17 protein-coding genes and 5 pseudogenes are annotated in these 20,245 nt (G+C 58.7%); 11 read left to right on the top strand and 11 right to left on the bottom strand.

The genetic code is table 11. From position 1 onward, the window contains the following. Positions 1 to 34: 34 nt before the first annotated feature. Positions 35 to 452, bottom strand: a pseudogene (locus AC5J09_RS04480) (hypothetical protein); the annotation flags it as partial. On the opposite strand from AC5J09_RS04480, the gene AC5J09_RS04475 reads away from it, so the two are divergent. Next, entirely contained in the window at positions 407 to 916 is a 510-nt protein-coding gene (locus tag AC5J09_RS04475) for an IS110 family transposase (RefSeq protein WP_494297058.1), read from the top strand. The pseudogene AC5J09_RS04480 and the gene AC5J09_RS04475 overlap by 46 nt on opposite strands. Here AC5J09_RS04475 and AC5J09_RS04470 read toward each other — a convergent pair. The 7 genes and pseudogenes from AC5J09_RS04470 to AC5J09_RS04440 all read right to left on the bottom strand — a co-directional run. Further along, a pseudogene (locus AC5J09_RS04470) lies at positions 899 to 2,365 on the bottom strand (ISKra4 family transposase); the annotation flags it as partial. The gene AC5J09_RS04475 and the pseudogene AC5J09_RS04470 sit on opposite strands and share 18 nt — an antisense overlap. Positions 2,366 to 2,773: 408 nt before the next feature. Beyond that, positions 2,774 to 3,496 carry an MBL fold metallo-hydrolase gene (locus AC5J09_RS04465; protein ID WP_494297001.1) on the bottom strand — a complete coding sequence of 241 codons (723 nt, stop codon included), beginning with the start codon at positions 3,494 to 3,496 and terminating at the stop codon, positions 2,774 to 2,776. 11 nt (positions 3,497 to 3,507) lie between these two features. Next, entirely contained in the window at positions 3,508 to 4,248 is a 741-nt protein-coding gene (locus tag AC5J09_RS04460) for an amino acid ABC transporter ATP-binding protein (RefSeq protein ID WP_494297000.1), read from the bottom strand. 24 nt (positions 4,249 to 4,272) lie between these two features. Next, complete coding sequence (locus AC5J09_RS04455; protein ID WP_026030019.1) at positions 4,273 to 4,950, bottom strand: amino acid ABC transporter permease; 678 nt, start codon at positions 4,948 to 4,950, stop codon at positions 4,273 to 4,275. A 16-nt stretch (positions 4,951 to 4,966) separates the two neighbouring features. After that, positions 4,967 to 5,806 (bottom strand): transporter substrate-binding domain-containing protein, encoded by an 840-nt coding sequence (locus AC5J09_RS04450; protein WP_494296999.1) that lies wholly within the window; start codon positions 5,804 to 5,806, stop codon positions 4,967 to 4,969. A gap of 118 nt (positions 5,807 to 5,924) precedes the next feature. Next, positions 5,925 to 6,227 carry a GYD domain-containing protein gene (locus AC5J09_RS04445; protein WP_494296998.1) on the bottom strand — a complete coding sequence of 101 codons (303 nt, stop codon included), beginning with the start codon at positions 6,225 to 6,227 and terminating at the stop codon, positions 5,925 to 5,927. Then, positions 6,224 to 6,898, bottom strand: a complete 675-nt coding sequence (locus AC5J09_RS04440) for a cysteine hydrolase family protein (protein WP_494296997.1) — start codon at positions 6,896 to 6,898, stop codon at positions 6,224 to 6,226. Before AC5J09_RS04440 ends, AC5J09_RS04445 begins: the two co-directional genes overlap by 4 nt. Positions 6,899 to 7,006: 108 nt before the next feature. Between AC5J09_RS04440 and AC5J09_RS04435 the strand changes: the two genes are divergently transcribed. Next, entirely contained in the window at positions 7,007 to 7,915 is a 909-nt protein-coding gene (locus tag AC5J09_RS04435) for a LysR substrate-binding domain-containing protein (protein ID WP_494296996.1), read from the top strand. 31 nt (positions 7,916 to 7,946) lie between these two features. Next, the gene (locus tag AC5J09_RS04430) at positions 7,947 to 8,873 is read left to right on the top strand and encodes a LysR substrate-binding domain-containing protein (RefSeq protein WP_494296995.1); all 927 of its coding nucleotides are present in this window, start codon (positions 7,947 to 7,949) and stop codon (positions 8,871 to 8,873) included. Between the two features lie 198 nt (positions 8,874 to 9,071). On the opposite strand, the pseudogene AC5J09_RS04425 reads toward AC5J09_RS04430, so the two are convergent. Continuing rightward, positions 9,072 to 9,187: pseudogene (locus AC5J09_RS04425) on the bottom strand (DUF5131 family protein); the annotation flags it as partial. A 255-nt stretch (positions 9,188 to 9,442) separates the two neighbouring features. Between AC5J09_RS04425 and AC5J09_RS04420 the strand changes: the two are divergent. The 8 genes and pseudogenes from AC5J09_RS04420 (at position 9,443) to AC5J09_RS04385 (ending at position 18,783) form a co-directional block, all read left to right on the top strand. Then, positions 9,443 to 11,242, top strand: coding sequence for a site-specific DNA-methyltransferase (locus AC5J09_RS04420; RefSeq protein WP_494296994.1), 1,800 nt, complete (start codon positions 9,443 to 9,445; stop codon positions 11,240 to 11,242). A gap of 5 nt (positions 11,243 to 11,247) precedes the next feature. Beyond that, complete coding sequence (locus AC5J09_RS04415; protein WP_494296993.1) at positions 11,248 to 13,857, top strand: DEAD/DEAH box helicase; 2,610 nt, start codon at positions 11,248 to 11,250, stop codon at positions 13,855 to 13,857. A 127-nt stretch (positions 13,858 to 13,984) separates the two neighbouring features. Next, a pseudogene (locus AC5J09_RS04410) lies at positions 13,985 to 14,194 on the top strand (ISL3 family transposase); the annotation flags it as partial. After that, a pseudogene (locus tag AC5J09_RS04405) lies at positions 14,184 to 14,634 on the top strand (TniB family NTP-binding protein); the annotation flags it as partial. The pseudogenes AC5J09_RS04410 and AC5J09_RS04405, both read left to right, overlap by 11 nt. A 645-nt stretch (positions 14,635 to 15,279) precedes the next feature. After that, positions 15,280 to 15,747 (top strand): hypothetical protein, encoded by a 468-nt coding sequence (locus tag AC5J09_RS04400; protein ID WP_494296992.1) that lies wholly within the window; start codon positions 15,280 to 15,282, stop codon positions 15,745 to 15,747. Between the two features lie 30 nt (positions 15,748 to 15,777). Continuing rightward, a complete protein-coding gene (locus AC5J09_RS04395; RefSeq protein ID WP_494296991.1) occupies positions 15,778 to 16,440 on the top strand; it encodes a DUF2971 domain-containing protein in 663 nt (220 codons plus the stop codon). Between the two features lie 434 nt (positions 16,441 to 16,874). Next, entirely contained in the window at positions 16,875 to 17,864 is a 990-nt protein-coding gene (locus AC5J09_RS04390) for a thymidylate synthase (RefSeq protein ID WP_494296990.1), read from the top strand. After that, complete coding sequence (locus tag AC5J09_RS04385) at positions 17,851 to 18,783, top strand: alpha-glutamyl/putrescinyl thymine pyrophosphorylase clade 3 protein (RefSeq protein ID WP_494296989.1); 933 nt, start codon at positions 17,851 to 17,853, stop codon at positions 18,781 to 18,783. Before AC5J09_RS04390 ends, AC5J09_RS04385 begins: the two co-directional genes overlap by 14 nt. Before the next feature lie 5 nt (positions 18,784 to 18,788). On the opposite strand, the gene AC5J09_RS04380 is transcribed toward AC5J09_RS04385, so the two are convergent. After that, positions 18,789 to 19,889 (bottom strand): ImmA/IrrE family metallo-endopeptidase, encoded by a 1,101-nt coding sequence (locus tag AC5J09_RS04380; RefSeq protein WP_494296988.1) that lies wholly within the window; start codon positions 19,887 to 19,889, stop codon positions 18,789 to 18,791. Next, complete coding sequence (locus AC5J09_RS04375) at positions 19,886 to 20,212, bottom strand: hypothetical protein (RefSeq protein ID WP_494296987.1); 327 nt, start codon at positions 20,210 to 20,212, stop codon at positions 19,886 to 19,888. The genes AC5J09_RS04380 and AC5J09_RS04375 overlap by 4 nt, the downstream gene beginning before the upstream one ends. Between the last annotated feature and the right edge of the window lie 33 nt (positions 20,213 to 20,245).

Here is a 20,245-nt window from a genome sequence, read left to right as displayed (position 1 = left end):
CGTCAGGAGTTGGCGCAATCCGGTCGGTTGCCGACTATCGAAGAAGTCCATCGCGTCCGAACTCCTCCCATCCGACCAGGTTGGAGCGACGTCTCCGTGTTCGGTTTCGGAATTCGACCCGCCCATGGTGGTGTTTCTCAACGACCGCGTCAACTTCGCCTTGTACGCAGCCCGTCCGCGGTTTTCGGCGGCAGCCGCCGCGTCTTCCTCGCGCCAATCTTCAACGACGCCTCGATCGAGAAGGTCTCCGACAATTCTCGGCTCGGAGACGTGAAACGTTATTTCCTGGCGCGCCCGCGCAGCTTGACCGTTCGCGTTCCAGCACTTGGCAAGCGACCGTCGGCCAGCCAGCGATGTCTTTCGCTCGTCTTGATCGTAAGGATGTCCTCGATCTCGCGCGGAATCACTGGTAGGGTCTCGCTGTTTACCAACGCCTTGGCGACGACAGCCGATCCGCCCGTCCGGGACGTTTGAGCGGTTCGGCAATGACGCGGCCGGCATCGGCGCACTGGCCGATCTTTGCCGGACCGAAAATGTCGAGCTCGTCGTCATGGAGGCTTCCGGCGGCTACGAGCGGACGGCCTTCCTGCTGTTGTGGGAGATGGGGATCGCCTGCGCCTTGGCTAATCCGCGCCATGTGCGCCGCTTTGCCGAAGCCATGGGCTTTCTGGAAAAGACCGACCGCATCGATGCCGCGATGATCGCCCATTATGCCGAAGCCAGACACCTGTCTGCCCTGCCGCCGCCGAAAGCCGCGCAGATGCGGCTGTCGGCGCTGATGGCGCGGCTGTCCCAGGTCACAAGCGACCTGACGGTCCAGAGACAGCGCCGAAGTGCGACCCGCGATCAGCAGAGCGTGGAAAGGACACCGGTAACTGGCCGCGCGCAGGAGCGGTGGCCTAGATCTGAATATTGAAGGCACGTTCGGTTCTGGCTGTCGGAACGGTACCCTCAAGCGATCGCGAAGTTCGCCGTTTAGCGCGGCGGTCCGGACCTGCATGAGCATGTGCGCGCCGTGAAGCGACCATCGCATCTGCTGTTTCTTGACCATCCGCTTTCCAACCAGCGAATTTACCGCCGACTCGGCAAGGGTCGTAGAGACGCGAAGTCCGGCTCGGTAGCGCATACCATAATTGATGATCGCTCCGTTGTTAGAACGGATGTAGGTCAGGAGCAGCGAGCCGAGGCTGTGGAGCCGTGAGATCGAGAATTCACCTTCCTTCTGCGACTGCTTGAGAACCATGAGGAGCCGCTCCAGGTCGCGAATCGCCCGATCGACGCGGCCGTGCCACAGACGCCACTTCACGGCCCTGATGTCCCTGCCAATTGTAAGCAGTTCCTCCGCACAGTTAGAGTTGGAGCGGGTCAGGTGATCGGCGATTTGCTGCATGGGCTGGATCTTCATGGCGATGTGGAACCAGTCGAGGATGTGGGCTGTCGGCTTCGGCATCGCCCGCGGCAGCCGCTTGAGGATTTCGGCACCATCCGAGATCACGGTGACGTCACCGAAGCCGCAGTACCCCGCACGCCGAAGGGCATGCAGAGTTCGGTCTCGGATTGCCTGTTGGTCGGTGCTGCCGGTGACGAAATAGCGACCGTCGGTTTCTCCGCGACCGCCGCGGCCGCATCGGGCCACGACCAGCTCGAAGTTTCGCGCTGAATTGGGATCGGCACTGCGGACATGAGCCGTGTCGATGCTGATGACGAACTCCTTGCGTCGGTCACCGGGTAGATGCATTTCGAGCTGGCGCCGTTCATCCGTTTGATGAGACCTAGCGCGCCGTTCTTCCTGTGCAATCTGATCGTCCAGCCGCTCGCCGATCCTGATGGTGCGCTTACGCACGGTGGCGTGCGTTTCGGTCGGCTCGACGGGTAGGAACTCGGCCAGCACCTTCGCTGCCTGCCGGTACGGCATCATGCTTCCCAGCCGCGCTGTCAGTTCCATCAACTCGAGCGTAGCCCGATCGGGGCAGATTTCTTTCAGCGGTGCGAAGGCGCCGGCTATGCCCGGGTGACAATCCCGGCACAGCACCCAGCGGGGATTGCGCACCTCGACTGTCCCGAATACTGTTCGGATCCGTCGCGTCGTGTAGTCCTTGACCGGTCGGAACGTCTGGCAATCCGGGCAGACCCGACGAAAGAGGGAATAGGTCTCTGCCTCGTGATTCACGACCGCGCTCTGCAGCGCCGCCATGATCTTCTTGCCCTCTTCGATCGACAAGCCGACCTCTCCGTCGAACAGGCGCTCCCAACCCTTATCAATTCGGACCTCCCGGCGGCAAACATCGCCGAACTCGTTCTTCCCCTCAATCGTGATCGTCCATTCCACCGCCACCGTTGCCTCTTTAGTAAAAGCGATGGTCATGGACCAATCCGGCCTAACAAACCGTGCTCGACCCCGAAGAAGTTACCGGTCTCTGCGCTCGGCTGATTTACTTGGACTGGGAGACGCGTCAGCGCCCGTCTCAGCTTCGAAGCTGCCAGAGCCTTACCTAGGGACGTCGGGCTCCGATTCGATATCGCAAAGGCTTCGTTCTTTTCTAAGGAGAACGGAAGGCGCTCGTAAGCATCGTGTTCTCAGCGATCCTTCGCGCCCGAATCTGAATAAGAAATTCCCACGTCCACCTTACTGCGGTAATCGGTACCATCTTAAGGCTCTGTTCCGCAGCAGCACCGGCGCTTCCGTGCATCAGTATGTACTCCGCCTCCGCGTCGAATATGCCCGATCACCACGGCTTCCTCAAAGTTCCATTGCTCGTCCATTTTGATCTTCTCAGCATTCCTTCGAGCGCAGATAGGTGATGGCGATCTCACGCAGCCGGTCTCTACTAAACCTCGTTCCATGCCCCCCGTGAACGACGTCGACGTCAAGCTCTGACAGGCGCTTCATGGTGACTTTGTAAGCTTCGATGTCGCATCCCGGCAGATCATCCACGAGGCCACCCTCGTATATGGCGTCCCCGGTGAAGAACTCCCCTGTCCTATCGTCGAGCAGTCCGATGGAACCGGGAGAATGGCCGGGAAGATGCAGGACCGTGTAACAGGCGTCGCCGATGTCGATGACGTCGTTCTCCGCCAGGATCCTGGTGAGCGGTGCCGGCGAAATTCTGTAGGCTTCCGGCGTCATGCCCGTGGGGGCTGCTGCGGTCAAAGCGTCCGGCTGCTTGCGAAAATAGTCGGCGAGCGTGTCTGCATCCGGCATGCGCGCGAAGGCCTCGGCTTCGGCCGCGTGGCCCAGCCGGGTCTCGAATTCATGGAACGAGCCGACGTGATCGACGTGAACGTGGGTCGCCACCGCGAGCACGGGTTTACCCGAGGGTATGTGCAACGCGCTTCTGAGATCGTCGAGGCCCATACCGAAATCGATGACGAGGTCGGCATCCCTGCCGACGACGTGGAACATGTTGGCCTGGAAGAATTTATGGACATGCGGCTCCCAGATCCGGGTAACCCGACCCGAGATCACGACCTTTGAAAACCAGTTCGTGTTGGTCAAGATGGCCTCGCTCAATGCAGCAGCTTGCCGAGGAAGCGCTTCGTGCGCTCGTGCGTCGGGGCGGAAAACAGGATGTCGGGCTTGTTGCGCTCGATGATCTGGCCGCCGTCCATGAAGACCACTTCGCTGGCGACCTCACGCGCGAAATTCATCTCATGGGTGACGCAGACCATCGTCATGCCATCGTTGGCGAGCGAGATCATCGTGTCCAGCACCTCCTTGACCATTTCGGGATCGAGCGCCGAGGTCGGCTCGTCGAACAGCATGATGCTGGGGTTCATGCAGAGGGCGCGCGCGATGGCGACGCGCTGCTGCTGGCCGCCGGAAAGCTGGCCGGGATATTTGTCGGCCTTTTCCGGAATGTGCACGCGTTCGAGATATGTCATGGCGATCTCGACCGCCTGCTTTTTCGGCAGCTTGCGCACCCAGCGCTGGGCGACCGTGCAGTTCTCCAGAACCGTCAGGTGCGGGAACAGGTTGAAGTGCTGGAAGACCATGCCCACGTCGCTTCTAACGCGGTCGATGCGCTTCAGCTGACTGGTGAGTTCGATGCCGTTGACGACGATTGAGCCTTCCTGGTGCACTTCCAGACGGTTCATGCAGCGGATCAGCGTCGATTTGCCTGAACCGGACGGGCCGCAGATGACGATGCGCTCGCCCTTGTGCACCGTAAGGTCGATGCCCTTGAGGACCTGGAAGGCGCCGTACCATTTGCTGACGCCGGCAACCTGAATTGCGGTTTGCGTGTTCATATCCGACCCGTGGGTTTGCGGCGATCAGCGATAGCCGCGCGAAAGCACATGTTCGATGCGGTTCTGGGCGAGCGTCAGCACCGAGACGATAACGAGGTAGTAGACGAGTGCTGCGCCATACCATTCAAGGAAGCGGAAGCTGGTGGCGATCGCAAACTGCGAGACGGTCATCAGTTCCTTGAGCGAGATTACGGTCGCAAGCGACGTGGTCTTCAACAGTGAGATGAACTCGTTCATCAGCGCGGGGACCGCGATCCTGAGCGCCTGCGGCATGGTGATGACCAGGAAGATCTGCCAGCGATGCATGCCGAGCGCCGCTGCACCCTCCCGCTGCCCATGTCCCACGGCGGCAAAGGCACTGCGCAGGATTTCTGCCAGATAGGCGATCTGAATCAGGGACAGCGCCAGGAAGGCCGCGAAGAACGGCGTGAACCAGCCGGCGCGAAAGATTTCGGAGATTTGCGGCAGGCCGTTCCAGACGAACAGCAGCACCAGCAATGCTGGTGCGCCGCGAAACAGCCAGACATAGAGCGTCGCCAGCCATCGGGCGGAGCGGCGCGGTGAGCCTGCCATGGAGCCAAGCGCCATGCCGAGCACGAGGGACACGGCCATGACGCAGAGGGAGAGGCCGATCGTCAGCAGTGCCCCTTTGAAAAGGGGGGCACTGAAGATGGCCTGCAGGAAGAGGTCGAGCTGGAACAACGTAGACCGCCTATCGTCAGTTCACGTCGTGGGAAACGTCGGTCGAGGTTTCCGGCAGGTTCCACTTCTTGAGAAAAGCCTTCATCTCGCCGCTCGCCTGCAAGGCCTCGATCGCTTCCTTCAGCATCTGCCGGTCGCCCTCGCTTTTGCGCAGGTAGATGCCGTAGTTCTCGCTTTCCTCGTAGGTATAGGGAATGGCCAGCCGGCCCGGCACCTGCAGCATGCGATAGGCAGCGGTCGTATCCTGCGTGATCGTGGCGGTCGCGCGACCGACCAGGATCTGCTCGATGACGCCGGACGCCGACGGATAGGTCTGCGCCTGAATCGGCGCCTTGCCGGCTGCTTCCAGTTCGGCATTGAGATCGGCGACAGTCTTTTCGTAGGTCGTGCCGGCTTCGATCGCCATGATCTTGCCGCTGACATCGGCCGGGACTTTCGTCTCCGTGTCGCTCGCCGCGGTGACCAGCACGACGTGAGAGCCGAAATACGGTATGCCATCGTACTTTTCGAGGCGAGCCGGCGTGATCATGATGCCGCTCGCGACGAGGTCGCAGCGCTTGGAATCGAGCGACGGAAGCAGGCCCTTGAAGTCGCCGACGACATACTCGGCCTTCGCACCCCACCGCTTGGCGATCGCGTCCATGACGTCGATTTCGAAACCGACGAGATCCTTGTCGCCCGGATTTTCATAATATTCCATCGGTGGAAATTCACCGCTGGTGCAGATCTTCAAGACGCCGCCCGATACGAAATCGGGCTTCTGGTCAGCGGAAAGAGCCGTGCTGGCGCTGAGCAGAGCGGCAAGCATGGTGCCTGGCAGAAGAGACGTTTTCGTTCCCATTGTTGATTTCGTCATGATCGTGTCCCTTGTTTTTGGTTTCTTCTATTGACGTTTGGTGAAGTCTTATGCGAGCGCCTTTCGCAAACAAGCTAAATGTTTTCCTCGGAATGTCGCAGGAAAACTAAACTGTTGATCAGCCTACGGCGTTGAGAATCTGGCCGTATGTCTCGGTGTCGAATGCAGAGAGGATGAGTGGCTCGACATGTCCGTCCCGGCGCGCCGTGAGCACGTATTGCATCATCGCTTCATTGCTCGGCATTTCAAAAACCTGCATGAAATCATAGGTCCCAAGCAGGGCGTAGAAGGCGATCGATCGCCCGCCGAGTGCCGCGACGCGGTCTTCGCTGACCTTCCGGCGCTTCGCGCTATTGGTCAGTTCGGCGAGCCCCTTCTGCGTCAGGCGCATCAGCGAAACGTATTTCTGGATCTCACTCATGCCTTGGAATTTCCCAGCTTCTTCAGGCCTTCAAGCACCGCTGCGGTATCGGTCAGCGCACCGAAAATGCCGTTTTCAACGGTGACCATGTGGAGGGCAGCCTCATGGGCATATTGATCGCCGCTGGCGCAGGCATCCGAGATCGTCAGGCACTGGAAATTCCGGTCGCAGGCTTCACGCAGCGTCGTGTGAACGCAGACATCCGTGGTGCAGCCGGAAAACAAGAGATGCGTGATGCCCTGCGCGCGTAAGACATGCTCGAAATCGGTATAGGTAAAGGCACTGTTGCAGGTCTTGTCGACAATGATGTCCTGCGGGCGCACATCGAGTTCGGGAACGATCTGGAAACCGGGGCTCGACCGCAGCAGCGCCGTCGTTCCCTCGAGACCCGACCGCTGCCGCCGCCATTTTTCGTAAGGGGTCATATCCGCGAGGTCTTCGCGGTAACCCTGTCGCGTGTGGATGATCAGGATGCCCGCCTCGCGGCACGCAGCGATGAGCTGGTTTACCGCGGGAAGGATCGCGCGCAGCGGTGCGGGATCATATCCCTGCTTGGCGAAGTAACCCGTGGTGGAAAGGAAATCCTCCTGAAGGTCGATGACGATAAGCGCCGTTTTGCGCGCATCGAGATTGCCGTCATAGGGATAGTCGAATGGTTTTGCCGAAATCATGAACAAGCTCCTCTTTGTCGATGGGATAGCACCCTTAACAGTTTGAAAAAATCAATTTAAAATCACCGATATCGTTCTATAATGCTAAACGATCAGCCGGATATCCAGATGAGCCGCCTCCTGCCCTACCTGCAATATCTGCCCGCTTTCGAAGCGACGGCGCGCCTTGGCGGCGTGCGGCAGGCGGCGGAGGAATTGAACCTCAGTCCGAGCGCGATTTCGTTGCAACTCAAGAAGCTGAGCGATGCCACGGGCATCATCCTGTTCCGGAAGTCGGGCCGAAATGTCGCTCTCACCCAGGCGGGCAGGGATTTTTCGCAGACCGTCGCCATATCCTTGGGACAGCTCGATACGGCGACGCGGGCATCGCGGAGACTAACCTCCGGCGACCAACCCGCATCGCTGTCGGTTTCCGTGCCGACCGCACTCGGGATTGCCTGGCTGACGGCGACCATCATCGATTTCGCGCAGTCGCACGGCATTGCCAATCTCACCATCAACGAGGCGATCACCGCCGCAGAGGTGGATTGGGCTGATAACGATTTGGCGATCGTCTACGACAATCCGCCGTTCACCGGAAAATATTGGCGCTCGCTCAGCGAGGTCCGGCTCTGTGCCGTGTGCTCGCCAACCTTGTTTCCGCGGCTCGATCTGCGCAATCGCGACAGAAGGCTGAGCGCCGTTGCGCTGCTGCATGAAGACGACGGTGGAGAATGGGCAAAATGGTCCGTCGCGGCGCGGATCGCCCTTGAGGGCAACACCCGTGTCCGGGTGAACTCGGTGGCGCAGGCGATCGCCTCCGCCGTTCAGGGCCGCGGCGTGGCACTGGTTTCGGATGTGCTGACGCGAAACTATTTGAGCGAGGGGCGGCTTATCCAGCCATTTTCCACCACGATCAATGCGGCCCGGGAATATTACATCATCTGCCCGGTCGACCGCGCGAACGACCCCGTGCTGCGCGCTCTGGCCGACCGTGTGGTCGAGCAGTTACGGCCGGGGCGCGATCAGAATGCCTGATCCGTTGAACGTCAATTGAGGGAAGAGACCGATGGCGCTGCCACCCCTTCATGCATTTCGCGTCTTCGAAAGCGTCGCGCGGCTCGGCAATGTCAGTGCGGCGGCGGCGGAACTGCATGTGACGCCGGGTGCCGTCAGCCAGCAGATCCGCGCGCTTCAGGTGACGCTCGGCGTCGACCTCTTTCAAAAACGCGGCCGGCAACTGGCTTTGACGCCGAGTGGAAGCCAGCTCCAGCGCTCGGTGGCAAGCGCCATGGAGGCAATCCACACCGGCGTGCGCCAGCTTTCGGCGCATAAATATGGCGGAGCGCTAAAGCAGGCCCTGACCATCTCCATCCCGCAGGTGCACGGCGTTGCCTGGCTTGCCACCCGGCTTTTCACCTTCATGGCGGAAAGCCCGAATTTCCAGTTGAAGGTTCTCACCTCCAGCCATTTCCACGGCGTCGACTGGCGCAAGACGGATGTCGCGATCGTCTACGGCATGCCGCCGTGGCCAGGTTTCTGGTGGCGCTTGCTACATGGCATCCACATGACGCCGGTTTGCAGTCCGCAACTCCTGCGCGGGCCGAACGCCATCCGCCAGCCCTCGGACCTTGCCTATCATCGGTTGCTGCATGAGGATGACGGCTCGCAGTGGCGACGCTGGCAGGCTGAAGCCGGCATTCCCTATGCCGGCGAATCCGACGTGCATTTCGACGACTTCGGCATCGTGCTCCAGGCCGCCCGAGATGGCTTTGGCGTGGCGCTCAGCGATGAAGTCGTGTCCGCGCGCGATCTCGACGAAGGCCGGCTGGTGCAGCCGCTGCGCCTGAGCGTGCCGGCCCTCCACAACTACTATTGCATCTGCCCCGACGCAAAGCGAGAGGCCGCCGAGGTCAGCTCCTTCATCAACTGGCTCATCGAAGAAGCGGCGTCTCCACCAGCACCACAGGCTGAGCCCTACAAAATACTTGGCTAAGCGCTTGAAGGGATCGGAACTAATGGCCGCGCATTTTTGAGTTGTTCAATGAAAATTCCTGGCCTTCACCTTGAGCGTATCGATATGCAGATCGGGAATGTAGATATCGCGCGCCTTCACGGCGGCGCGCTCACGTGAATCCGCACTGCTCGGCGAGCCATGGGCGAACTCGTCGCCGCGACCGCTCGGGAGCTTGAACGCTTCCAAACGCGCCGCCATGCGCATGGCGTAGCAGTGCAGCCAGCACTCATGATCGAGCAACCCGCGACCGGATTCCAGGTTGCATCTGTCCATTCGATAGTTGTCTCTGCCATCATAAGCTCCCGAGGTGCTCGGGAGTGTATCACGGTTGGTCAAGCCGTAAATTCCATCCCATGCGTCCACGGCCGTAGGGGTCATTTGGGTAGGCTGGGCGCTTGGATCGTGTAGACGGTTTTTTTCGGTGGCACACCAAGGGAGCTCGACCTGCAACCCTGTGTCTTATTCCGCCTCCGACCTTGCCTTTTGGGGACGCAGCGATTCTAAGTGACCTGGTGATTTGATGCGGTTGAATTGTGAGGGCGCGAGGGATGACCGAACTGAATTTCAAGGGGAAGGAATTCGTCTATAACCACCATCTTTCGGTTCCCTTCCGTCCCTTGGTAACCAACCCTGAAAAGGGCATCGGTGAGCCGAGGCTCGATGGCAACCTTATCGTGCAGGGCGACAACCTCCACGCATTGAAAGCCCTGCTGCCGATCTACGCTGGCAAGGTGGACTGCATCTTCATTGACCCACCCTATAACACCGGGGAAGAAGACTGGGCATATAGCGACAACGTCAATTCGCCCATGATCAAGGAATGGCTGAGTGCCAATCCCGTCGGCATCGAGGACGGCCTACGACACGACAAATGGTGCGCCATGATGTGGCCGAGGCTGCGGCTCCTGCATGAGCTTCTCACCGATGATGGCAGTATCTGGATTACGCTCGACGACAACGAGGTACACCGTGCCCGCTCCATCCTTGATGAGATTTTCGGCGAAGATTGCGTTATTGGACAAATTGTTTGGCAAAAACGCACCTCGCGCGAAAATCGGGCGGTGCTGTCACCAAGTTTCGACCATGTGCTGGTTTACTCGAAAGCACTAAGGGACACTTGGAAACTGAGGAGGAATCGCCTCCTTCCAAAGGAAGACGGCTACGCAAACCCCGACAATGATCCTCGCGGCCCATGGGCCTCGATCCCATTCTCAGCTCAAGGTTTCCGGGAAAACCAAGTTTATAACATCACAACCCCAACTGGCGCTGTTCATCTCCCTCCGAAGGGGCGCTGCTGGGGTGCGACTGAACCAGAGTTCGAAAAGCTAAAGGAACTCAATTTGGTTTATTGGCCGAAGAGTGGGAACGGCAAACCGAGAATTAAGCAATTTCCCGAAGACGCTAAAGGTCTCGTCCCCATGACGCTTTGGCCCGCGTCCGAGGTTGGAACAACGGAGGAATCGAAAAAGCTGCTCCTCGATATCTTTGCGGAGTATGATGAGGATGACCTTCGGTTCCACGCTCCGAAACCAGTCGATCTTGTTCGTCGCGTCATTGAGATAGCAACACGAAAAGACAGCATTGTCCTCGACTCATTTGCCGGAACAGGCACAACGGGTCACGCGGTAATTGCCGCCAATAAATGGGATGGCGGCAACCGGAGCTTCATCCTCGTCGAAATGGAAGACTATGCTGACAAGCTCACCGCAGAACGTGTGCGCCGTGTTATCAATGGGTATGAGTTCAAGGGTACCCAGAAGACTGAACTTCTGCGGGAGCGCATCAGCTGGCGGACGCTGGAAAACACGAACGCCGTAACCGACAAAGTGCAGGCAATCGAAAACCTGCACGGCCACGAGTTCGATCGGATCAGGAAGGAAATCAAGGACTCCGAACTGATCGTAACCGGGGAAAAGATAGTCGCCGAGCGGACGGAAGGTCTCGGCGGCGAGTTCACCTATTGCACGCTTGGTCCGGCGGTGGAACTCGACAAAATCCTGACGGGCGAAACCCTGCCGGATTTCGCCGCCTTGGGATCGGTGCTGTTCCACACAGCCACCAATCGCGCTTTCGATCCTGCACAAGCAAAGCTCGAAATGGGCTATCTCGGAGAAAGTAACGGCCAGCATCTCTGGCTAATCTACAAGCCCGATCTCGAATGGTTGAAATCCCAGGAAGCGGCTCTCACCCTGTCGAAAGCCCGGGAGTTCGCCGCTGCGCACCCGGAAGACAGGCACCTTGTCTTCGCCCCCGCCCGTTATGTCTCCCAGAAGCTTCTGGCCGAGGAGAACATTCCTGTCGAATTCGTGCCGCTCCCCTTCGCGCTCTACCGCATTGAGCGGAGCTGACGGCGATGTTGCGCGAACTCGATTATCAAAGGCGGGTCCTCGAAATACTGGACGCCTATCTCGATGTTCTGGTTGACGAGAAGGGCAAGGCGGACAAGGTGGCGGCGCTCGTGGCCGAACAGCCCGATCTCGGAATTGAAATACCCGATTACGCCCGCAAGACTTGGGAGCGATTGGGGGCGACAGGGAAGCTGCCATCATCCCGCTCTGCTATTCCGTTTTCACCCAGAGCAGACGGAACAGGCCGGACGGTACCGAACGCCGTTTTGAAGGTGCCGACGGGCGGCGGCAAGACCTTTCTCGCGGTCAACGCCCTTTCCCGGGTTTTCGGCCGCTTCTTGAACCGCAACACGGGTTTCGTGCTCTGGATTGTGCCGAACGAGGCGATCTACAGCCAAACGCTGAAACGGCTGAAGGATCGGCAGGACCCCTATCGGCAGGTTCTGGACCGCGCCGCCGCCGGGCGGGTTAAGATCATGGAAAAGACCGACCGACTGGACGTCCGCGATGTGGAAGGCCAGCTTTGCATCATGCTTCTCATGCTGCAGTCGGCGAACCGCCAGACCAAGGACACCTTGAAGATGTTCCAGGATCGCGGCGACGTGGCGGGCTTCACGCCCCCAGAAGGCGACCAGAAGGCGCATGGTGAACTGATCAAGGCGGTGGTCAATCTCGATTGCTATGATGACCTGTTTCCGATGGTGAAGGATTCGCTCGGCAATGCCTTGCGCATCATCCGCCCCGTCGTCGTGCTGGACGAGGGGCACAAGGCCGTCTCTGACCTTGCCTTCAAAACGCTCTACGGTTTCAATCCCCGCTTTGTTCTGGAGCTGACTGCAACGCCTCACGATGTCCAGCCACGCGGCGGCGGCACCCCCCGAGACGGACGCTATTCGAATGTGCTCGTGGATGTGACTGGCATCGAACTTGATAGCGAAGGCATGATCAAGATGCCGCTCAATCTGGACCCAAAACAAGGAACGGATTGGAAGACGACGCTCAATGCGGCCGTGGAACAACTCAACGTGCTCAATGCGAAGGCGGTCACGCTGCGAGCCGACACGGGCCGCTATATTCGCCCTATCATGCTTGTGCAGGTGGAGCGGACCGGCAGGGATCAGCGGAACGACGAGTTCATTCATGCCTACGACGTGAAGGAATGGCTTCTGGCGGCTGGGTTCGATGAGGCTGAGATCGCTGTTAAGACGGCGGAAACGAACGACCTCAATCAGCCGGAAAATCAGGACCTGCTTTCGCCGACCAACCGGGTGCGGGCCATCATCACGAAATCGGCTTTGCAGGAAGGTTGGGACTGCCCCTTCGCCTATGTGCTTTGTTCGCTCGCGGCGAGTTCCAACCTTAACGCGATGACCCAGCTTGTGGGTCGCATTCTGCGCCAGCCGGGTGCTTTGAAAACTGGAATTCCGGAACTCGACGAATGCCATGTCGTGACGCACCACGCGGGCACGGGCGACGTCGTTAACGCCATCAAGAACGGACTTGAGGGCGACGGATTGGGCGATCTAGTCTTGCGTGTCGTGCAGACCGACGCTCCGGGCGTGGCGAAAGGCAGCCGCACGATCCAGCGTCGGAAGGAATTCTCTTCGACCGAAATCTATCTGCCTCTGGTGCTCCACGTGGAGGGCGGACATGTCCGGATGCTCGATTATGAGACGGACATTCTCGCCAATGTCGACTGGCGGGGCTTCGATCCGAAGGAGATCGCCGCCGGGATACCTGACAATGCCCACAGGCCTGAGGGGCAGATTCAGCGGATCAGCCTCACGGATTCCAATGAGCGTTTTAAGGCGGAGCGTATCGCGGCGGCTGCGGAAAGCCTCATCTTTGATCCCTCCTATGTCGTGCGCATGATTTCCGACCTGGTGCCAAATCCATTCGTGGCGCGGGAAATCGTCGGGAAACTGGTGGATGTCCTTGTCGTCCGGGGTTTCACCTTGGAAAAGGTCGGTCAGCTTGCTGGACTGGTTGTCGAGGAAATGCGCCGCAAGCTGGACATGGCCCGCACCGCCCTTGCGGAAAGCCTGTTCCGGGAGAAGGTCAAGGCGGGGACAATTCAATTTCGATTGCGCCTCGATAACAAGAACTGGCGGATGCCGTTCGAGTACGACATCCCTGAGCCAACAAATCCGCAGCATCTTCCCCGAGGTGATGGCAGTCCACTTGAGAAGAGCCTGTTTTCTCCAGTTATCGCCAGTGAACTGAACGCCGATGAACAGAGCGTTGCGATCTACCTGGATGAAGACAAGGCTCTGAAATGGTGGCACCGCAACGTCGCCCGCACACAATACGGCCTGCAAGGCTGGAAACGCGCAAAGGTCTATCCGGATTTCGTCTTCGCCGCCAATCGCGATAAGGGCGGTGCGCGCATCACCGTTCTCGAAACCAAGGGCGACCAGCTGGACAATCTCGACACTGCCTACAAGCGCGAACTGCTGAAGCTGCTTTCCGAAAACTTCGCCTGGGATAAGACAGTTCCTGCCGGGCAGCTTCAGCTCGTGCAGGATGACGGAGCAACGGTGGAATGCACGCTCATTCTCTTGAGCGAGTGGAGATCGAAGCTGCCGGAGTATTTGAAAGAGGGTAACGCCGCCTGAACCAGCCCGTCGCTCGGCTGCACTTACGGCCCCGACAGCCGTCAGGGCTTCGGCGGCTGTGGTCGGCAGCTCTCACTCGAAGTCCGCAAGTTGCAGCGGCTGGCAAAGATGATCGTCGTCCTGCTGGTCATTGTGCATAAAACCGCGCGGCCTGCTGACCGATCGTCAGGCCGAAAAGGTCAATGCGTTGAAGCAGGGCTCGACAGTCTTCGCCATAATGCGTGGCCTGGCTATGCGCTTCAACGGCATCTTGCGCAGCGGGAGCTCGAAGGCACTGGATGAATGGATCGACGATGCCATTGATACCGAACTCACGGCGATCATGCGCTTACGGCGACAGCGGCATGGGTAAGACGATGATCATGAAGCGGTTCCGGGATGAGCACCCGCCGAGCTTCAATCCTTTGACAGGTACGCTGAAAACACCGGTCTTGGCCATCGAAATGACCAGCCGCCCCGGCGAACGACGCTTCTACACCGAACTGCTCACTCTTCTCGGCGCGCCGCAACGCGCACGCGCCGACATCGCCCAGATGGAACAGTCGGCCTTGCGGATCATGGAAGCGATCGGCGTACAGGTTCTGGTCATCGACGAGGTGCACAACATCCTCGCCGGCACCTATCGCGAGCAGCGCATCGTACTGAACACGCTGCGCTTCCTCAGCAATCCTGCAGATCTCATTGGTCTGCTTCGGCGTCAACGAGGCGCGGGGGGCCATCAGCGGCGATGTTCAGCTTGCGCGCCGGTTCGAGCAGTTCACTACTGCCGCATTCTTACAATTAAGTGCAAATCGACAGCTGCTCTAGTTGCGCGATGTGGGGCGCAAGGCCCTGAATCTCAGCGGCGACTCCTGCCACTCTGGTTTCGGTGGTTTCCATCATCTCTCTAAATTCTGCTGCAGCCGCTCACATTATCCTAGTGTACTTTCGCAGCCTTCTATGAAATGTCCATCCTGAAGCTCTACGCTCGTTGCCGGTGCGGGCCATTGCCTTCTCTCGTTGGCCTGTCTGACCGGTCGTGATTGCTATCTTGCTTTCACCGCTCAGAACCTGCCGGTCTCTTTACTGCCCCTCAGCGGAATTGATTTCCGCTTCCCGCCTTCATTCCGTCCATTCCGACAACATCGTCAGTTTCCCGAAAGCTGCCGTTCGACAAATCCTACAGCGGCCTAGGAATACTACGCCAGAGTCGCTCGGCCTCCGTGTGCTGTCCGTGGAGCACGTCGGGTGCAGGTCCACAACAGCTGGGGTCGGTATGGGTAAGAAGGCGCCTTGGTCAAAAAACAGCGCGCGCTGTGAAATGCATCGGAAACTTTGAAGAGTGCGTCCAAAATGGGATGCTGACTTTCGAAGCCAAGTATGGCACCAAGACCATATTGTTGCCGAGACGCGGAGGAAGATCGGAATCTTTGGGGGATATCGGTGCACCCGAAATTTGCCGAGGTGGTGGAGAGCCTTCACCCCTCATTTGAACGGCTGATGGCCATGGAGCCGTTGCGCGGTACTCCACCATCGCGCGTGTCCACGCCCAAGAGCGGCATCTACCTCTTCAGCGAGGGCGACCGCCATCTTTACGTTGGGCGCTCGAACCGTATCGCCTACAGGTACGCCTTACACTGCGGCGTTTCCGCCAAGCAGAACCAGGCTTCTTTTGCATGGAAGCTGATGGCGGAGGTCGTTGGCCACAAGGCGACGTACCGACGGGGTGAGGGCCGGGCCGACATGATATTACGTCCGGAGTATGCCGATGCCTTCACAGCAGCCAAGGCGCGCATCCGGGCCATGGACTATCGCTTTGTCGAGGAGAACGACCAGATGCGACAGGCTCTGCTGGAGGCCTACGTCTGCATAGCCCTCGAAACGCCCTACAACGACTTCAACACGCACTAGGGGGGCTGCCAGCACAGGCGTCCGGTTGGAATGAGGCTATATAGGTTCCTGAACGCCCATTGGGGTCTACTCGCCCTGCAGGAAAAGCGTATCCGCATTGGCAGGATTGCAGAACTGAACGACGACTTCGAGTTTATCGGCATCGCCTTAGACGATAAAGCGGAGCGTAAACAGCAACGCGCAGTAAGGGACCGGATGCACTCACGATCAGGCATCATCTGTATGGCGAAAAATTGGTCGAGCCCGCTCATGTGGGCTCACTACGCTGACAGCTATAAGGGCATGGCGATCGGCTTCGAGGTGCCGAGCAAAGCCTTCTACAAGGTAAATTACGTGAAGAAGCGCCCGACGAAGGCCGACCTCGGTATAACGAGATATGAAGACATTAGCATCGAGCAGATAAAGGAAATGACGCGTGTCAAGGCGTCAGGCTGGCGGTACGAGCAGGAGTATCGCTCCTTTATCAACCTTGAGCAGAAAGGCGTCGTCAAGGAAGGCGACAACTACTTTCAGCTTCTGAACGACAACTTTATGCCGATCGAAGTCATTGTTGGTCCTCGCACCCCGTTGAAGAAATCACAGATCGTTAAGGCGCTTGGACCGATCGCAGGGGACGTCGACATCTTCATGTCCCGGGGCGACTTCGCTGACTTCAAGGTGGTCAGGCAAAGCCAGGACAGCATGTGGCGCTAGTGCCTCTTCGGCTGCTTGACCCTGCTGCCGATGACGACCTTCAAGTTTCGGGCGGAAGTATCCGCAGGATGACCGACGCCTTTAAGCTTAAACAGGGCGATGCTGAGCGACCGCAATTGGGGTGGCAAGCGGCCAAGCAGCTAAGCGCCTTCATTTCAGCCATCACAATGCGCCAGTTGATCTCCAAAGGCGGTCGTTCGTGTGACGCCTCTTCATGAGGGCGCAACCTAAAACGGAAGTAAGATCCGCCCCGCTGCCTTATTGGCAGATATATCGAGGCCGAACTGCTGCGCCGTTACGACCGGGGATCATCTCCTTCGGTTTCCGAGCCGCTTGCCCAAGGCGAAAGAAAAGCCAGAAGCCCGCTCCGGTAGTATTTTACTTGCCCAAATCCGATCATAAGATGTGCCGCAGGGGTAGATTCGGGGGGCGGCATGTACCTGTGCGGTGAAGGCATTGATGAGATACTGATCGAACTATACCCGATCCTTCTCGCGGAGGGAGCCGCGAACGTCGGCACCCGCGGCGAAATGCGAGAAAAGCTTGGGGTGTCCTTCCGGATGACTAACCCCAGAGCTCGGATCAGTCGATCACAGGACCGTGGCAAGCCGTTCAGCGCCTTGGGGGAATTGCTCTGGTATCTCGGAGGCCTCAATACTCTGGAGTTCATCAAAGAATACATCCCGGATTACGCCAAGGATGCCGAAGATGGCATCCTCGCTGGCGCCTACGGCCCGCGGATTCATGCGATGCGCGGGAGCATCAACCAGCTAGAGAATGTCACCAGGCTTCTGAAAGAGAAATCCACCTCCAAACGCGCCGTGATCCAGCTTTACGATGCTGCGGACATCGCAGTCCATCACGAAGAGATTCCGTGCACGACTGCATTGCAATTCTTAGCGCGGGACGGCCGTCTTCACATGTCCACCACCATGCGGTCGAACGACGCGTACAAGGGCCTGCCGCATGACGTGTTCTGCTTCACCATGCTCCAGGAGATGATGGCAACTCGCCTTGACCTCGATCCGGGTGATTACATTCACTACGCCACCAGCATGCACGTTTACGACGACTCGATCGAAGCGATGAAGCACTACGTGAATGAAGGACATCAGAAGACCGTGCAGATGCCCCCGATGCCTTCCGGAGACGCATTCTCGATTACCGACGCCCTGTTGCAAGCTGAGGGGGAGATCCGGGCAGAAAAGAAAATTCGGGCCGCAGACTTTGCGAGAGAACCGTACTGGGCTGACATCATTCGCCTTCTCCAGGTTTTCTGGGCGACTAAACGGCGGGATGCACCAGGCTTCGAAGGTCTCGACGAGTTGAAGGCCGAGTTTCATGACGAGGATTATCGAACATATCTCGAGCGACGGCTGAAGACCCGAGTCCTGCGAGATGCCAAAACGAATGGAGCAGCCTGAAATGTGGCCGACGAGGCAGCAACAACATGCGCAGATCTCCAGCGCTCTTCATACCTACTCGGCCAACGTCCGTAATCTTCCTGGTGCCGCAGGGAACCTAGCGCGCGACACACTCGCCATGCAGTTCGTTGCAAGCCTGAGGCGCGAAGATTACTACAGGCGAGTACAGGAAAAGCCCGTCCCGGCAAGGAAGGCAGATCCCAATTCGGGCACGTTCGATGCCGAGCGCGCGGTTGCATATCATATGCAGAACGGCAACGTAGAAGAGGCCGCATGGCTTGTGTTCCTCATGACGCATTTCGCTCGACCTGCGTCTTCCGGATGGCTTCGACTGCAGCAGGTATACGGCCGCCTCGGGGCTGGGGTTTGGGACTGGCAGACTGTTTCGAACAATCCACAGGCAATGATTTCATGGCTCGCCGCTAACTGGACGAGCATCGACGGAAAGTTCGGCAATCACCGGAAGTACGAGAGTTTGCGGCCGGACTCCAACAGGAGCTTCAGCGACGTTCTGCTGAGCTACCTCGGCTGGATAGGCCCCGCAGGACACCAGGCGTTCTTCGCGGCGAAGATCCAGCAGTCGGGCAACAATCCCGCGACGATCTTCGATGCTCTGTACAGGAGCATGAACGTGAAGACCTTTGGGCGCCTTGCGAAGTTCGACTACCTCGCATTGATCGGTCGGTACGGGATCGCTCCCATCGAGCCGGGATCGGCCTACTTCAAGGGCGCAACGGGTCCGGCTTCCGGCGCACGCCTCCTGTTCACAGGTTCACACACTGGCGCGGCAACGGAGGTGCAGCTTCAGAGCTGGGTGGATGAGCTGGATGCCAGCCTGCACGTGGGAATGGCCGTAATGGAAGATGCCTTGTGCAATTGGCAGAAGAGCCCGACCGCATTCGTTCATTTCAAAGGATAGGGATCCTAGACTGTGGCCGGGTTGATCTGGCTCCAGTCCCATGTGCGCTTGAGATAGTTCAGTTTGTCGGGCTCCAGCATTCCACGATGCTGCATCTGGCCGACGGTGAGGCCCGGCGCGACGCCGATCGACACGCTGAACCGAACGATGTCGTCTCGCTTCGGCGTGACGCGTTCAAATTCAAACTCCCGGAGTGGGGGAATCACGCATTCCGCCGCAAACTCGTTAGCTTCGTTCTCCCGATCGACGTCGCCGGGCAGGGCATCGTCGTCGACAAAGGTGTTCGCCTTGTGGAGCACGAGATGTCCGATCTCGTGGAAAACCGTGAACCAGAACTGATCATCACGCTTGTAGCGGAAACTCAGCAGCAGCATCGCCTTGTCCGGGTCCACCATTCGTATCGCGCCACTGGCGCGGCATCCATCGGGTGCCTTGACTACAACGAGTGCTACCCCGGCCTCCGCGCACAGCGTCCTCAGTCTGGGAAGAAAGAGCTGAGGATGGCGGATCATGGATAGCTTGCGGATCTCCTGCAGCCGATCCATCAGATTTCCGGAGTTCCAGACGCGTGTCTGGATCATTTCGGCTTCGAGTTCGCCGCGCCTGAGCCAAAGAAGAGTCGCATCTTCCTTCGATGCGTATGTCTTCGAGGTGCGATAGTCTGCTTCTCCGACCAAGCGACCATAGCGACCCGTCCAGGATTCTGCGTCCGGGACGTTATAGAACACCAGTCTCCTGCGAATTTCGGCAGCCCGGCGTTCAGAAGACAGCTTGCCACGTGCCTTCTGCCCGGGGGCAGGCAGGCGTAGTAGCAGATCCTCATGCCCGCTCTCTCGAACTTGAGCGACGGCACGATCGACCGCCGTATCGAAGTTCTCCTGTCGCTTCAGCCAGAATTTCGCCGAAGCTCCCAGCATCGCCGAAAGCGTCGACGCTGTGGACTCGTCGATCTGCCGCGACCCGTCTATGAGACTCCGGACAGCATCAAGCCCATCCTCGAAGCGCTCGGCGAGATCATGCGCGGAGATGTTTCGTCGCTGCATGATCGCACGGATCGAGTCGCCGGGTTTCGAAAACCAGTTGGCTGTGGCGTGCTCGTCAATCATGGTACTTCCGATATGGCTGTGAGCTTCACAAATTCAACACTGGCCCAGTCAATCCGGCTAGCAACCGTCATGACGACGTTCTGATCGACGCTCACGAAGGTAGCCGTGTAACGCGAACCGATCGCGACTTCAAAGCTGTCATCGTCATTGATGGTCACGTTTCCCCCAAGAATCTCATGCCATTCCTGGACATTCTCGAAAGCCTCCGCATCCGCGAGCTCGGTGACCAGTCGGTCAGCATAGGTTCTTCCGAACCGTTGCTCCGCTACGTCCCGTTTCAGGCAACAATGCTTCAGGTCGGCCGTCGCATACGAAATCTGCATTCGCGAGTCAGCGTCCGCTTGCGCAATACTGGG

Source organism: Sinorhizobium sp. (assembly GCF_059070375.1).
The sequence above is the reverse complement of the archived record's forward strand: the minus strand, read 5'-3'. Positions and strand labels throughout refer to the sequence as shown.